This window comes from Bradyrhizobium sp. CCBAU 51765, assembly GCF_015291725.1.
Taxonomy (GTDB): Bacteria; Pseudomonadota; Alphaproteobacteria; order Rhizobiales; family Xanthobacteraceae; genus Bradyrhizobium; species Bradyrhizobium liaoningense.
In genome coordinates this window covers 7,447,825-7,461,114 of the sequence record NZ_CP030038.1, presented here as the reverse complement: position 1 = coordinate 7,461,114, position 13,290 = coordinate 7,447,825, and the positions used below count along the sequence as shown (strand labels likewise).

Here is a 13,290-nt window from a genome sequence, read left to right as displayed (position 1 = left end):
CTTACAGCGTCCCCAGATCTTCCGGCACGTTGCCGAATTTGCGCAGCAGCCTGGCGTCGCCGAATTCGCCGGTCACGGGATCGCCGCTGCGGCTGAATGCGACCGCGCCGATGTGGCCGGCACCGTGGGCCAATATCTCGGCGCGCCGCAGCGCCGCAGTCGAGGTCTGGCATTCCTCGGCAGTGCCCGCGACCGGCGAGCCGTCCGCATCGATCAAAAAGGGCATTGCAACGTAGTAGGTCACATCCGACATGGCGTTGCTCCGGTTGTTGAAAATCAGGCGGCGCTGCTCTTGCTCCGCATCTTGCTGCGCGAGGTCTCCGGAATGCAGCCGGCGGAAATCGCCGCCTGCAATTCCTCCAGCTCGGTTTCCAGATATTCATTGGCCATGATCAGCGCTTTGATCGTGCTGCGCAGATTGCCGTCGCACATCGCGATCGCCTGATCACAGGCCTGTTCATAATGGCTGTTGTCGAGAAGGGGCGTTGCCGACATCTGCGTTGTCCTCGTGTCGTGGCTTGGGCATTTCGGAGGTTTGGGCGCTCCAAAATGTTCCTATTTTGTTCTTATCGAGTCAAGCGGATTCATTTGGGCAAGCCGCGGTGCAAGGCCGCTCACGGATCAGGCGATGATGTCGGGGGTAATCTGGTCTTCGATGAACGCGATGCGGTCACGCAACAACAGCTTGCGCTTCTTCAACCGCTGTAACCGCAATAGGTCGGGGGCGGGCGATTGATGCAGTGCATCGATCGCGGCGTCCAGATCTCGGTGTTCCTGCTGCAACCGGGTGAGCTCGGCTTCGAGCTCACGCTCGTCTTCATTGGTCATGTCTGCGGTGGCCGAAAACCGATAAGCGTGAGATTAAGGCTGTGGATGCCCTGTGGAAATTATCGTCCTTGCGCGGCGTGATCGCAAGCGATCTGCGATCCCCGCTCGCCGATCTCCCGCAAGATATTTCTGCAGGCTGGTGCGGCGTCGCGCAGACGCATTGATATCACGGATTTTTCCCGCGCGGTTCCCCTAGTCACGCTTCGTTACATATGAACTTTCAAAAATGACACTGCGACGACGGATACCCATCGACAGAACGGATCGCTGATGTAGACTTGCTTGTCCGGATCGAATCCTGAGGTTCAACCCTACCGAGGAGGTTTCGAATGACAATTCAGGCACATCTTGTTGAATTGGAACGGAAGCACAGACTTCTCGAAAACGAATTGCACGAAGCTCTCGTGCACCTTTCAACAGACGACCTGCAAATTGTTGAGTTGAAGCGCCGGAAGTTGATGGTCAAGGACCAGATCGAGCGTCTGAAGCACGGCAATACGCTCCACTAGCCACCCCCGTAACATCGTAGAGTTGATCACATCCTTTCACGCAGGGATGAGGGCATTCGTGCTCATCCCTGCTGCAAGGTGGCGCAAGACGTCTGTCTGGCGCCAGCTTTGTTGGGACCGTTTCTCGACGCCAGCCGTCATCCACCTTGCGCGAAAACGCGCTAGATGTCTGCGAGCTCGGCGACGTGATCGGCGATCGCGAGCGACGACGTCAGTCCCGGGGATTCGATGCCGAACAGGTTGATCAGGCCTGCGACGCCGTGATCGTGCGGGCCCTGCATCAAGAAGTCCTGCGTGGCCACGGCCGGCGGCACGATCTTCGGGCGGATGCCCGAATAGCTCGGCATCAGCGCGCCATCGGGCAGCGTCGGCCAGTATTTGCGGATCGCCGGATAGAAGCGCTCGGCGCGTGACGGATCGACCTCGTAGTTGATCGTCTCGATCCATTCGACGTCGGGCCCGAAACGTGCCTGCCCTGCCATGTCCAGCGTCAGATGGACCCCTAGCCCGCCGGGCTCGGGCACCGGATAGATCAGGCGCGAGAACGGCGCCCTGGCGTTGCAGCTGAAGTAATTTCCCTTGGCCAGATAGGCCGGAGGAATCCGGTCCAGCGGCATGCCGTCGATGTTACGCGCGACATGCGTCGCCGACAGCCCCGCGGCGTTGACGAGGAGGCTGCATTGCAGCGTCATCGGCGCCTCGCCGCCGGCCTCGACCTCGATGACGCCGGCAGTCGCCTTGGCGCGGATCAGCGGCGTGTGAAACGCGAAGGCCGCGCCGGCGTCCTCGGCCTCGCCGCGCAGGGAGAGCATGTAGGCGTGGCTGTCGATGATGCCCGTTGACGGTGACAGCAGCGCAGCATCGCAGGCGAGCGCCGGCTCCAGCGCCCGCGCGGCCTCACCCGTGAGCAGCTGCATGTCGAGCACGCCATTGGCCTCGGCATGCGCCTTGATCGATTGCAGCTTCTCGGTTTCCTTCGCGCTGGTCGCAACGATCAGCTTGCCGCAATTCTTGTGAGGGATGCCGCGCTCGGCGCAGTAGCGGTAGAGCGCGTGCTTGCCGCCGACGCACATGCGCGCCATCCAGCTCCCGGCGCGATAGTAGATGCCGGCATGGATCACCTCACTGTTGCGCGAGGAGGTGACGGTGCCAATGGCCTCGGTTGCCTCGAGCACGATGACCTCGCGCCCGGCCTGCGCGAGCTTCCGGGCTACCGCGAGCCCGACGACGCCGGCTCCGATGACGATGCAATCGACCCTATCCATGGTTGTGCAGAAAGTCCGCTGGAAGTGCCGGTGGCATTGGAGCCGACAATGAGGGCGCGGGCCCGTTTTCCATTAAGCAAGCATTTATCATGTCAGGGCAATTGCCGTATTTCGCGTCACATTTTTCTGTCGCGCCTACAGGCGTTTACCCGATCCAAACCCGCGAGGCCAGACAATCCGACGTTGAAATCGCGGGTGGCTGATGGCTGAGAAGAACTGGCACGCGGGCAGCACGCTTCCGATCGCTGTGCAGGCCGTCGCATGCCTGGCCGGTGCGGTCACGCCTGCGCGGGCCTTTGCGCTGTCGGACAGCTTTGCCGCTCCGGGCGATCTCACCAAGCTCGATCCCAGCGTGATCTGGGAAGCCCTGATTGCGGGCATCGTCGTGTGCTCGCTCCTCGCCGCGATCGCGCTGTGGATCCATTCCTCGCTGCGCCGGACCAGACGTTTGCAGTTGCGGCGCAACGCCTTCGTCTCCTCCGCCATGAACAATCTCAATCAGGGCGTGGTGATGACGGATGCGCAGCGCCGCGTCATCTTCTGCAATGACCGCTATCTCGAGATCTATGGCCTGACGCGGTCGGATGTCCGGGCTGGCATGGACGGCCGCGAGCTCCTCGCGCTTCGGCGCAAGCGCGGGGTCCTGAGCGCCTCCGACGACGAATTTTACGACAAGGCGGCAAGCGCCAATGGTCTGATCACGGAACTGCCCGACGGGCGGGCCATCCTGGTGAAGTACTTCGTGCTGCCGAACGGCGGCTCGGTGGCGACGCATCTCGATGTCAGCGAGCAGCGCAGGCTGTCGCGGCAGCTCGCCTCCACCAAGCAATTCCTGGAATCGGTGCTGGACCATGTGCCGGCCTGCGTGGCAGCCAAGAGCATCGAGGACGGTTGCTACATCTTCGCCAACAGCGCCTATGAGCGGTTCTGGGGATTGTCGCGGGACTTCGCCGTCGGCAGGAAAGCGCGGGAGCTGTTTGCGCCGAGTTCGGCGTCCAGCATCGAGGCGGCCGACCGGGCGGCGCTCAATTCGCCGGATGGCCAATACCGCAATGAGTTCGAGGTCGACCGTGCCGATACGCGGCGCATGGTCGCCTCGATCCGGATCGTGGTCCGCAACGAGAGCAACAAGCCCGAATTTCTGCTCATCGTGTTCGAGGACATCACCGATCGCCGCTCGCTGTCGCAGGAGCTGGAGAGCACCAAGAAGTTCCTCGAGCTCGTGGTCGACAACATCCCGGTCGCGCTGATCGTGGAACAGGTCAAGGACGGCAGCTATCTGCTCGCCAACCGCAGCGCGGAGACGATCCTCAACCGCAGGCGCGAGGAAACCACCGGCCTGACCGCATCCGACATCTTCAACGCCAAGGAAGCAAAGCTGATCATCGCGCGCGATGAGGCCGCGATCAAGAAGCGCGGAATGATCACCGAGGAGCATCCGATCTCCACCAAGGACGGCCTGCGGCTGTTCCTGACCCGCCGCGCCACCGTGCTCAATGATGCCGGCGAGCCGCAATACCTGATCAAGACCCACGAGGACGTCACCGACCGCCGCCAGACCGAGTCGCGCATGGCGCACATGGCCTATCACGACGGCCTCACCGATCTGCCGAACCGCGCCGCCTTCCTCCAGGCGCTGACCCAGATGATCGAGGCCTGCGAAGGCACCGGCGAGGAGTTCGCCGTGCTCTGCGTCGACCTCGACGGGCTCAAGGAGGTCAATGACGTCTTCGGCCATGCGCTGGGCGACAAGCTTCTGATCGAGGTAGCCCATCGGCTCCAGGACTCCGCGCGCGGCGGCGTGGTGGCGCGTCTGTCCGGCGACGAGTTCGGCCTGATCATCGACGGCAAGCAGCCCGAGGCGGGCCTCGCACTGGCGCGGCAGATCGGCGAGGCCGTCGCCCGGGAATTCCAGATCGACGGCCGGCCGGTCCGCGCCGGCATCACCACCGGCATGTCGGTCTTCCCGCACAATGGCACCGATGGCGCCTCGCTGCTCGCCAATGCCGGTGCGGCGCTGTTCCGCGCCAAGCAGAAGTCGCGCGGCACGATCAGCCTCTACCAGCCGGAGATGGACCAGCAGATCCGTGATCGCCGCGTGCTGCATCAGGACCTCTCGATGGCGGTCAAGAACGGCGAGCTCTCGCTCGCCTTCCAGCCGCAGGGGGCGGCGGGCCACAGCGTCGCCGAGAGCGAGATCATCGGCTTCGAGGCGCTGGCGCGCTGGCAGCATCCGGTGCGCGGCCAGGTTTCGCCCGCCGAATTCATTCCAATCGCCGAGGAGAGCGGCCTGATCGTCGAGATGGGCGAGTGGATCCTGCGCGAGGCCTGCCGCGAGGCGGCGTCCTGGCCGAAGCCGCTCCAGGTCGCGGTCAATCTGTCGCCGGCGCAGTTCATGCACGGTGACGTGGTCGGATTGGTCCATTCGATCCTGATCGAGACGGGCCTTGCACCGGGCCGGCTCGAGCTCGAGATCACCGAGGGCGTGCTGATCGAGGATTTCGATCGCGGCCTCGCGCTGCTGCGCCGCCTGAAGGCGCTCGGCGTGCGCATCTCCATGGACGATTTCGGCAGCGGCTACTCATCGCTGAGCTACCTCCAGGCGTTCCCGTTCGACAAGATCAAGATCGACCGCGCCTTCATCATCAATCTCGGCCGCAACCCGCAATCGGCGGCAATCGTGCGCGCGGTGATCGATCTCGGCCACGGCCTCGATATGTCGATCATCGCCGAAGGCGTGGAGACGGTGGACCAGCTCGCCTTCCTCGCCAAGGAGGGCTGCGACGGCGTGCAGGGCTATCTGCTCGGCAAGCCGCTGCCAATCGGGAAATATGCCGGCCTCGTCGGTCGCGCCGAAGCCATGGAGCTTGCGCTGAAGACCGGTTAGCTATGGGAGTGCTTCGCTTCCATTCGACGGCTTCATGGCGGATTACGACCTCGCGATCATCGGCGGCGGCCTGAACGGCGTCAGCCTCGCCCGCGATGCGGCGGGCCGCGGCCTGCGGGTGATCCTGTTCGAGCAGGGCGATCTCGGCGCCGCGGCGTCGTCGGCGACGCCGCGGCTGATCCACGGCGATCTCTCGGTGCTGGAGCGCCGCGGTTTTTGGCGCGTGCGCCGGTCTCTGGCTGAGCGCCGGATCTGGCTCCGGATCGCGCCGCATCTGGTCCGGCCGATGCGTTTCGTTGTTCCCGCGCATGCGGACGAGCGGCCACCGTGGCTGCTGCGGGCCGGCCTGTTCCTGTATGACAGCCTCGCCGGCCGGAGCGGCCTGCCCGGATCGGCGACCCTCGACATCACCCACCATCCCGTCGGCAACGCGCTAAGGCGCCCATTCGGCACGGCGTTCGAATATTCGGACTGCGTCGTCGACGATTCCCGCCTTGTCGTGCTCATGGCGTTGGACGCCGCCGAGCGTGGCGCGGCGATCCGGACCGGGGCACGCTGCGTGCGTGCCGATAGAACCGACATCTGGCGGCTCGCCGTGGTCGATCGCGGCCACCGCCGCTCCGTCACGGCAAGGGCGCTGGCCAATACCAGTGGCGGCTGGACCTCGATTGTCGCGGAGACGGTCTTGCGCCAGCCGCAGACCGCCGTGACGGCCATGCAAATGAGCCAGATCATCGTGCCCAGGCTGTTCGATTCAGACAACGTCTACGTCTTCCAGAACAACGACGGCCGGCTGATCTTCGCATCCCCCTTCGAGCGGGAGTTCACGCTGATCGGCACGGTCACGCACGATTTCACCGGAGATCCTGCCATCGTGGCTATGTCCGGGTCCGACATCGGCTATCTCTGCGAAGCCGCCAGTCGCTACTTCCGCGAGCGCATCACTCCGGCCGACGTGGTGCGGACGGTCTCCGGCGTCAATTTGAGGCCGGCGTCGGTGCAAGGAGGTGACGGCACGATCCTGTTCCACGCGCGCCGGCGCAAGGCGCCGCTGATCACGATGTTTGGCGGAGATGTGACCACCTCGCGCCTCCGCGCCGAGCGGGCGGTGACGAAGCTGACGCCGTTCTATCCGATGTCGCCGCCCTGGACCGCCGGCGCAGCGCTGCCGGGTGGAGATTTCGCCTGGGACCGTTTCGACACCGAGGTCGACCTCGCACGCGAGCGCTGGCGCTTTCTGTCCGAGCCGGAAGCCCAGCGCCTGGTCGCGGCCTACGGCTCGCGATCGTCGGCCGTGCTCGGTGAAGCAAGGACACGCGAAGAGCTTGGCCCCGCCTTCGGCCCCGAACTGACCGGCGCCGAGGTGCGCTATCTCATGACCCGCGAATGGGCGCGTTTTCCGGATGACGTTCTGTGGCGCCGTTCCAAGCTGGGCCTGACCATGCCCGCGGCGGACCGCGACGCGCTGGAGGCGTTCATGGTGGGTGTGAACGATTCATCGCCAGCCGGTTGAGCAAAGGCCGATCGGCCGCTAGCGTGCGGCGGAATCGGGGTTGGCAGGGACCATGGCGGAAGAATTGCCCGGAACGAACGTTGCGGCCGAAGCGGCTGGCAGAGATGCATTTCCTGCGGCCGGCCAGCCGCTGCTGCGCATCGAGGGCGTGGCCAAGACCTTTGGCACGTTCCGCGCCGTCGACGGCGTATCACTCGACATCAAGGCCGGCGAGTTTTTCGCACTGCTCGGTCCGAGCGGCTGTGGCAAGACCACGCTCTTGCGTATGCTTGCCGGCTTCGAGGCGCCGGACGAGGGACGCATCCTGCTCGGCGGCAAGGACATCGCGCAGGCGCTGCCGCACGAGCGCCCGATCAACATGATGTTCCAGAACTACGCGCTGTTCCCGCATCTGTCCGTGCGCGACAACATCGCCTTCGGCCTGAAGCGCGCCGGCATGCCGCGCGCCGAGATCGCCACCCGCGTGGCCGAGATGGTCGCACTGGTGAAACTCGAAGGGCTCGAGAAGCGCAAGCCGGATCAACTCTCGGGCGGCCAGCGCCAGCGCGTGGCGCTGGCCCGCGCGCTGGCGCGCCGGCCGCAACTGCTGCTGCTCGACGAGCCGCTCGCAGCCCTCGACAAGAAGCTGCGCGAGAGCACGCAAGGCGAGCTGATGGAGCTGCAGCGGCGGCTCGGCATGACCTTCATCGTCGTCACCCACGATCAGGAGGAGGCGATGACGATGGCGAGCCGGATCGGCGTGATGAAGGCCGGCAAGCTCGCCCAGGTCGCGAGCCCCCGCGAGCTCTACGAAGCACCGCGCTCGCGCTGGATCGCGGAGTTCGTCGGCGACATCAATCTGTTCGACGGCGAGTCCAAATTGCGCGACGGTCACCGTCTGGTCATCGGCACGCGTGATGCGGGCGCGCTGGTGGTGGCCGAGCCGCGCGAGCCGGTCGGCGCGGGAAGATTGGCTGTCGCGATCCGCCCCGAAAAAGTCAAGCTGTCGCGCCGCGGTCCTGTGAGCGAGGCCGGTCGTGAAGCGGCGATCAACCGGCTCGACGGCGTCATCGCCGACATCTGCTATCTCGGCGGCACCACCACCTACAAGGTGAAGCTCGACACCGGCGGGACGGTGCAGGCTTCGGTCGTCAACAGCGCACGCATCGACGTCGACGTCTACAGCCTGAACCAGCACGTCGTCGCCTGGTTCACGCCCGACGATTGCGTGGTGCTGCCGTCATGAGCTCCCGCCGCATCTTCGCGCGCCCGGCGCGCCGTGCCGCGATCGCACCCTATGTCTGGATGGTGCTGTTCTTCCTGGTGCCGTTCGCCTTCGTGCTGAAGATCAGCCTGTCGCAGACGGCGATCGCACAGCCGCCCTACGAGCCGGTCTTCGACCTGACGGCAGGATGGGACGCGCTCAAGGGCGCCTTTGCCGCGCTATCAATCGACAATTTCAGACTGCTCGTCTCCGACGACATCTATGTGTTCGCCTATGTGCGCAGCCTCACCGTCGCCATCACGGCGACCGTGCTGCTGCTCCTGATCGGCTATCCCATCGCCTATGGCATGGCGCGGCTGCCGAAGCGCTGGCAGGCGGTGGCGATGGTGCTGGTGATCGTGCCGTTCTGGACCTCGTTCCTGATCCGCATCTATGCCTGGATCAACATCCTCCAGCACGACGGCCTGCTCAACCAGATCCTGCTGGCGCTGCACCTGGTCAGCCAGCCCGTGGTGTGGCTCTCCACCGACACCGCGATGTATATCGGCATCGTCTATTCCTACTTGCCGTTCATGATCCTGCCGCTCTACGCCACCCTCGCCAAGATGGAGCCGGTGCTGGAGGAGGCGGCCTCTGATCTCGGCGCGCCGCCCTGGCAGGTGTTCTGGCTCGTCACCTTTCCGTTGTCGCTGCCCGGCGTCGGCGCCGGCGTGCTGCTGTGCTTCATTCCCATCGTTGGCGAATTCGTCATTCCGGACCTTCTGGCCGGCTCCAATGCGCTGATGATCGGCCAGACGCTGTGGCTGGAATTCTTCACCAACAAGGACTGGCCGGTTGCGTCCGCGGCCGCCATCGTGCTGCTGGTGGTGCTGCTGGTGCCGCTGCTGCTGTACGAACGGCTGCAGAAGCGGCAGCTCGAACATGGGCGGTGAGGCGATGCGCAAGGTCTCCCGCCTGTCCCGCTTCAACATCGCCGCGCTCGCGCTGGGGCTGGCGTTCCTCTATCTGCCGATCCTCATCCTCGTCATCTATTCCTTCAACGCCTCGCGCCTGGTGACGGTGTGGGGCGGCTGGTCGCTACGCTGGTATCACGAATTCTTCAACGACCGCGCCATGATCGAGGCGGCCTGGATGAGCCTGCGGGTCGCGGTTTCCTCCGCGACCATCGCGACGCTGCTCGGCACGCTCGCCGCGGTCGCATTGTCGCGCGGCGAGCGCTTCCGCGGTCGCACGCTGTTCTCCGGCATGCTCTATGCGCCGCTGGTGATGCCGGAGGTGATCACCGGATTGTCGCTGCTGCTGTTGTTCGTCGCGCTGAACGCCGAGCGCGGCTTCTGGACCGTGACGATCGCGCATACCACGCTGACGATGTGCTTCGTCGCCGTGGTCGTGCAGTCCCGCCTCGGCTCGCTCGATCGCTCGCTCGAGGAGGCCGCGATGGACCTTGGCTGCAATCCTGTCCGGGCCTTTGTTGCGGTGACGCTGCCGCTGATCGCGCCCGCGATCGTCGCAGGCTGGATGCTGGCCTTCACGCTGTCGCTCGACGATCTCGTGATCGCGAGCTTCACCACCGGCCCCGGCTCGGCGACGCTGCCGATCCGGATCTACTCGGAGGTGCGGCTCGGGGTGAAGCCGGAGATCAACGCGATCTGCACGCTGGTGATCGCCCTGATCGCGGTCGTCATCGTGATCGCTTCGCTCGCCTCAAAACTATCGAGCTCGCAGGGCGAGAGCGCGGCGCCGCTGTGAGCCTCGCCGTCATTGCGAGGAGCCCGCGACAAAATTGCGAAGCAATTTTGCGCTGGTGCGACGAAGCAATCCAGGGTCCGTCCGCAGCGGTGGTCTGGATTGCTTCGTTCGCAATGAGGAAGGGGACGACTACGACTTCACCGCACCTGCCGTGAGCCCGCCCACCATGTAGCGGCGGAAGGCGTAGTAGACCGCGGCCGGCGGCAGCGCGTAGATGAAGCCGGTGGTCATCAACAGCTCCCAGGGCGAGTCGTCGGCTGCAAGGAAGTTGCCGAGCGCGACGGGGAGGGTGATCTCGCGGTCGTTCGAGAGCAGCAGGAACGCATAAAGGTATTCGTTCCAGGCCAGCAGCACGGCATAGGTGCCGATCGCGACCAGCGAGGGCATCATCAGCGGCAGGTAGACCAGGCGGAAGATCTGCAACGTCGTGGCGCCGTCCATCACGGCGGCCTCGTCCAGTTCGACCGGCAGTTTGTCGGAAGCCTGCTTCAGCACCCAGATCGCGTAGGGGCTCGCGATCGTCACCATCGCCAGGATCAGCGACCAGTGATTGTTGAGCAGGCCGTAATTGCCCATGGTGCGGTACATCGGCACGGCAAGGAACGCCGCGGGGATGAAATAAGTGAAGAGCGCGAGGTTCAACACCGTGCGCCCGCCCGGCACCTTCAGCCGCGAGATCGAGAACGCCGCCGCGGTCGCGATGAACAATGTCAGCACGCCGACGGAGACCGCGATCACGGTCGAGTTCCAGAACTGGATGTAGAAATCGCGCAGGAAGTAATGCTGCTGTTTGAAGACGATCTCGAAATTGTGCAGCGTCGGGTGATCCGGCCACAGCTTGCCTGAGAAGGCGTCCTCCTTCGGGGAGATCGCGAACAGGAACATGTGATAGATCGGGATCATCGTCCACAGGAAGACGGGGATGCCGATCAGCAGCAGCCGCGCTTCCGTCGCGACGTCACGGAGAGAGGGGAGCTTCATCGCGACAACCGTTTCATCATGAAGTACACGAGCGGCAGGACGAACGGCATCGCGCAGACGATCGATGCCATGGCCAGCGAGAGCTGGTCGAGCCGGAGATAGCGGATGCCGAGCGTCGCCAGCACGTGCGTGAGGTCGGCCGGGCCGCCGCCGGTGAGCAGGTAGACGCTGTTGAAATCGCCGAGCGTCCAGATCATCGAGAGCAGCGTGCAGGTGACGTAGAGTGTCTGCATCGACGGCCAGGTGATGTAGCGGAATTTCTGCCACCAGCTCGCGCCGTCGACCTCGGCGGCCTCGAACAAATCGTGCGAGATCGCGAGGCGTCCGGTGATCAGGATCAGCGTCCAGAACGGCAGCGACTTCCAGATGTGCACGGCGATTGCCATGGTCAGCGCCACGGTCGGATCGTTCAGCCAGTTCGGGCCGTCATCGCCGGTCAAGGAGAAGATGTAGTGATTGATCATGCCCCATTCGGGATTGAGCATGAAGCGCACCGACAGGATGGTCGGGATCGACGGCACTGCCCAGGGCAGGATGAAGATCACCGAGAGCCATTTGATCCAGGTGCGCTGCTGGGCGAAGAAGCCGGACAGGAACAGCGCGATCAGCATCTTGATGTTGATGCCGATGACCAGGAAGATCAGCGTGTTGACCGCGGCGCGCGCAAAGATCGGATCATTGTAGAGCGCCACATAATTCGACGGGGCCCGCGCCAGCCACAACCCGTAGCAGACGGGATAGACGACGAAGGCGAGGAAAACGAGCAGATAGGGCGCGAGCAGCACGATGCCCCAGACCTGCGCCGGGGTCAGCCGCGACGACAAGGGCGGGCCGGGGATTGCCTGATCGCCAGAGAGCGTGATCGCCATTCTTTTCGGACTCTTCAAAGAGAAGCCGGCCGCGAAACGCGGCCGGTATTGTTCTTACCCCTCTCCTCGCACAGCGGGGAGAGGGAAGGTTGGCTTAACCCGCGACCTGCTTGATGCGGGCGATCAGTTCATCGACGGCCTTGTCGACCGGAACCTTCTCGCTGACGACGCGATTCATCGCCTTCGCCCACACGTTCTCGTTGTTGAGGATCGTGAACTTCCAGTTCTTGGTGAAATCGAACGCGGCGGTGCCGCCCTTGAACTGTGCGTAGACGGCCTTGCGGTGCTTGTCAGCCTGCCAGAACGGGCTTTCCTGGCTTTCCTTGGTCACCGGGAACCAGCGGCCGAGCGCGCCTTCGATGTAGGGACGGACGTTATCTTCCTGGAGCAGGAAGCTGATGAACTGCTTGGCCTCGGCCTTGTTCTTGGCCGCCGTGAACACCAGCCCGGTCTTGACGTCCGAACGGTAGCGGATGGTCGAACCATCCGGCGCCTTCGGGAAGGATGCCGTGATAATGTCCTGCTCATAGGCCTTCTTGCCGGCGTCGCGCTGCTCCTGGGTGAGCGCCTGGTTCTGCGAGTCCTCGAACCATTTCGCCGCGATCGAGATCGTGAAGTTGTGGGTCATCACGATGGTCTTGTTGTGGAACGCGACGTTGTTGTCGGGATCCTTCCAGGTGGTCGAGGAGGGCGGGGTGCAGCCCTTGATGTAGGTGTCGGTATAGTCCTTCATCGCCTTGATCAGGCCATCGCGGACCTTCGGGTCGTCGACCAGCAACTTGCCGTCGTCGTCGACCAGCTTGACGTGGTAGGCATCCATGAAGGTGTAGAACGACTGGAAGGAGTCGGTGGATTCCACGCCCATCGGCTGGCCGACGGCGTAGATGCGCTGGCCGGTGGCCTTGCGGATCGCCGGCTGCACCTTGTCGCACCAGAACGTCCAATAGCCCGTCCAGTCGTTCGGGATGTCGCTCTGCTTGAAGCCGGCCTTCTCCAGCATGTCGTTCCAGATCTGGACGTGCATGCTCTGCTGCTTCAGCGGAAAGCCGTAATAGGCCTTTTTCTTGGCGACGTCGTTGTAGAGGATCGACGCATCGAGCGTGTTCTGCACGAACCGGTCCTTGATCGGCTCCATGACGTCCGTGAGGTCCTCGAGCTTGCCTTCATAGGCCCACTTGCCCTGCGCCTGCACGTCATAGGAGTCGGAATAGGCGACATCGGGAACCGTGCCGGCATCGAGCGCCGCGACCGTCTTCGGAATCATGTCCTGGATCGCGTATTGCGACAATTCGACCTTGATGCCGGTCTTGGCTTCGAATTTCTTGATCGTCTCGATCAGCGCGTCGTCTTCGGATCGATAGAAGCCCTTGCCCCACCAGACCGTGATCGTCTTCTGCTGTGCAAAGGCGGGTGCAGTGGCAGCAAAAAGCCCGGCCGCAGCGATCGCCAATGATACTGCGCCAATTACCTTGGATCTCACGTTTT

13 protein-coding genes are annotated in these 13,290 nt (G+C 64.0%); 6 read left to right on the top strand and 7 right to left on the bottom strand.

From position 1 onward, the window contains the following. Position 1: 1 nt before the first annotated feature. The 3 genes from XH96_RS34560 to XH96_RS34550 form a co-directional block, all read right to left on the bottom strand. Positions 2-253 carry a hypothetical protein gene (locus tag XH96_RS34560; protein WP_028181614.1) on the bottom strand — a complete coding sequence of 84 codons (252 nt, stop codon included), beginning with the start codon at positions 251-253 and terminating at the stop codon, positions 2-4. Between the two features lie 23 nt (positions 254-276). Next, positions 277-495, bottom strand: a complete 219-nt coding sequence (locus XH96_RS34555) for a hypothetical protein (RefSeq protein ID WP_028181615.1) — start codon at positions 493-495, stop codon at positions 277-279. A 126-nt stretch (positions 496-621) separates the two neighbouring features. After that, positions 622-828, bottom strand: coding sequence for a YdcH family protein (locus XH96_RS34550; RefSeq protein WP_008546179.1), 207 nt, complete (start codon positions 826-828; stop codon positions 622-624). A 329-nt stretch (positions 829-1,157) separates the two neighbouring features. Here XH96_RS34550 and XH96_RS34545 point away from each other — a divergent pair, with 329 nt between their 5' ends. Further along, positions 1,158-1,337 carry a YdcH family protein gene (locus XH96_RS34545; RefSeq protein ID WP_194389803.1) on the top strand — a complete coding sequence of 60 codons (180 nt, stop codon included), beginning with the start codon at positions 1,158-1,160 and terminating at the stop codon, positions 1,335-1,337. A 161-nt stretch (positions 1,338-1,498) separates the two neighbouring features. Here the strand turns inward: XH96_RS34545 and XH96_RS34540 are convergent, their stop codons facing one another. Continuing rightward, the gene (locus tag XH96_RS34540; RefSeq protein ID WP_194389802.1) at positions 1,499-2,602 is read right to left on the bottom strand and encodes an NAD(P)/FAD-dependent oxidoreductase; all 1,104 of its coding nucleotides are present in this window, start codon (positions 2,600-2,602) and stop codon (positions 1,499-1,501) included. 202 nt (positions 2,603-2,804) lie between these two features. Between XH96_RS34540 and XH96_RS34535 the strand changes: the two genes are divergently transcribed. Genes XH96_RS34535 through XH96_RS34515 form a run of 5 tightly spaced genes read left to right on the top strand, consistent with a single transcriptional unit; the run spans position 2,805 to position 9,955 of the window. After that, positions 2,805-5,489, top strand: a complete 2,685-nt coding sequence (locus tag XH96_RS34535) for an EAL domain-containing protein (protein WP_194389801.1) — start codon at positions 2,805-2,807, stop codon at positions 5,487-5,489. A 34-nt stretch (positions 5,490-5,523) separates the two neighbouring features. Further along, complete coding sequence (locus tag XH96_RS34530) at positions 5,524-7,002, top strand: glycerol-3-phosphate dehydrogenase (protein WP_194389800.1); 1,479 nt, start codon at positions 5,524-5,526, stop codon at positions 7,000-7,002. Positions 7,003-7,054: 52 nt separating this feature from the next. Then, entirely contained in the window at positions 7,055-8,227 is a 1,173-nt protein-coding gene (locus XH96_RS34525; RefSeq protein ID WP_194389799.1) for an ABC transporter ATP-binding protein, read from the top strand. Further along, a complete protein-coding gene (locus XH96_RS34520) occupies positions 8,224-9,138 on the top strand; it encodes an ABC transporter permease (protein WP_194389798.1) in 915 nt (304 codons plus the stop codon). The genes XH96_RS34525 and XH96_RS34520 overlap by 4 nt, the downstream gene beginning before the upstream one ends. Before the next feature lie 4 nt (positions 9,139-9,142). Then, on the top strand, positions 9,143-9,955 hold the full coding sequence (locus XH96_RS34515; protein WP_194389797.1) for an ABC transporter permease: 813 nt from the start codon (positions 9,143-9,145) through the stop codon (positions 9,953-9,955). 129 nt (positions 9,956-10,084) lie between these two features. Here XH96_RS34515 and XH96_RS34510 read toward each other — a convergent pair whose 3' ends face one another. The 3 genes from XH96_RS34510 to XH96_RS34500 form a co-directional block, all read right to left on the bottom strand. Then, the gene (locus tag XH96_RS34510; protein ID WP_194389796.1) at positions 10,085-10,936 is read right to left on the bottom strand and encodes a carbohydrate ABC transporter permease; all 852 of its coding nucleotides are present in this window, start codon (positions 10,934-10,936) and stop codon (positions 10,085-10,087) included. Then, positions 10,933-11,805 (bottom strand): carbohydrate ABC transporter permease, encoded by an 873-nt coding sequence (locus tag XH96_RS34505; protein WP_194389795.1) that lies wholly within the window; start codon positions 11,803-11,805, stop codon positions 10,933-10,935. Before XH96_RS34505 ends, XH96_RS34510 begins: the two co-directional genes overlap by 4 nt. Before the next feature lie 94 nt (positions 11,806-11,899). Next, the gene (locus XH96_RS34500; RefSeq protein ID WP_194389794.1) at positions 11,900-13,285 is read right to left on the bottom strand and encodes an ABC transporter substrate-binding protein; all 1,386 of its coding nucleotides are present in this window, start codon (positions 13,283-13,285) and stop codon (positions 11,900-11,902) included. Positions 13,286-13,290 lie beyond the last annotated feature (5 nt).

Bases quoted from the DNA above. Each gene is read 5' to 3' on its own strand.
- XH96_RS34535 (WP_194389801.1), top strand. From the start codon at position 2,805: ATGGCTGAGAAGAACTGGCACGCGGGCAGCACGCTTCCGATCGCTGTG.
- XH96_RS34520 (WP_194389798.1), top strand. From the start codon at position 8,224: ATGAGCTCCCGCCGCATCTTCGCGCGCCCGGCGCGCCGTGCCGCGATC.
- XH96_RS34515 (WP_194389797.1), top strand. From the start codon at position 9,143: ATGCGCAAGGTCTCCCGCCTGTCCCGCTTCAACATCGCCGCGCTCGCG.
- XH96_RS34550 (WP_008546179.1), bottom strand. From the start codon at position 828: ATGACCAATGAAGACGAGCGTGAGCTCGAAGCCGAGCTCACCCGGTTG.
- XH96_RS34525 (WP_194389799.1), top strand. From the start codon at position 7,055: ATGGCGGAAGAATTGCCCGGAACGAACGTTGCGGCCGAAGCGGCTGGC.
- XH96_RS34505 (WP_194389795.1), bottom strand. From the start codon at position 11,805: ATGGCGATCACGCTCTCTGGCGATCAGGCAATCCCCGGCCCGCCCTTG.
- XH96_RS34545 (WP_194389803.1), top strand. From the start codon at position 1,158: ATGACAATTCAGGCACATCTTGTTGAATTGGAACGGAAGCACAGACTT.
- XH96_RS34530 (WP_194389800.1), top strand. From the start codon at position 5,524: ATGGCGGATTACGACCTCGCGATCATCGGCGGCGGCCTGAACGGCGTC.
- XH96_RS34555 (WP_028181615.1), bottom strand. From the start codon at position 495: ATGTCGGCAACGCCCCTTCTCGACAACAGCCATTATGAACAGGCCTGT.
- XH96_RS34540 (WP_194389802.1), bottom strand. From the start codon at position 2,602: ATGGATAGGGTCGATTGCATCGTCATCGGAGCCGGCGTCGTCGGGCTC.
- XH96_RS34560 (WP_028181614.1), bottom strand. From the start codon at position 253: ATGTCGGATGTGACCTACTACGTTGCAATGCCCTTTTTGATCGATGCG.
- XH96_RS34510 (WP_194389796.1), bottom strand. From the start codon at position 10,936: ATGAAGCTCCCCTCTCTCCGTGACGTCGCGACGGAAGCGCGGCTGCTG.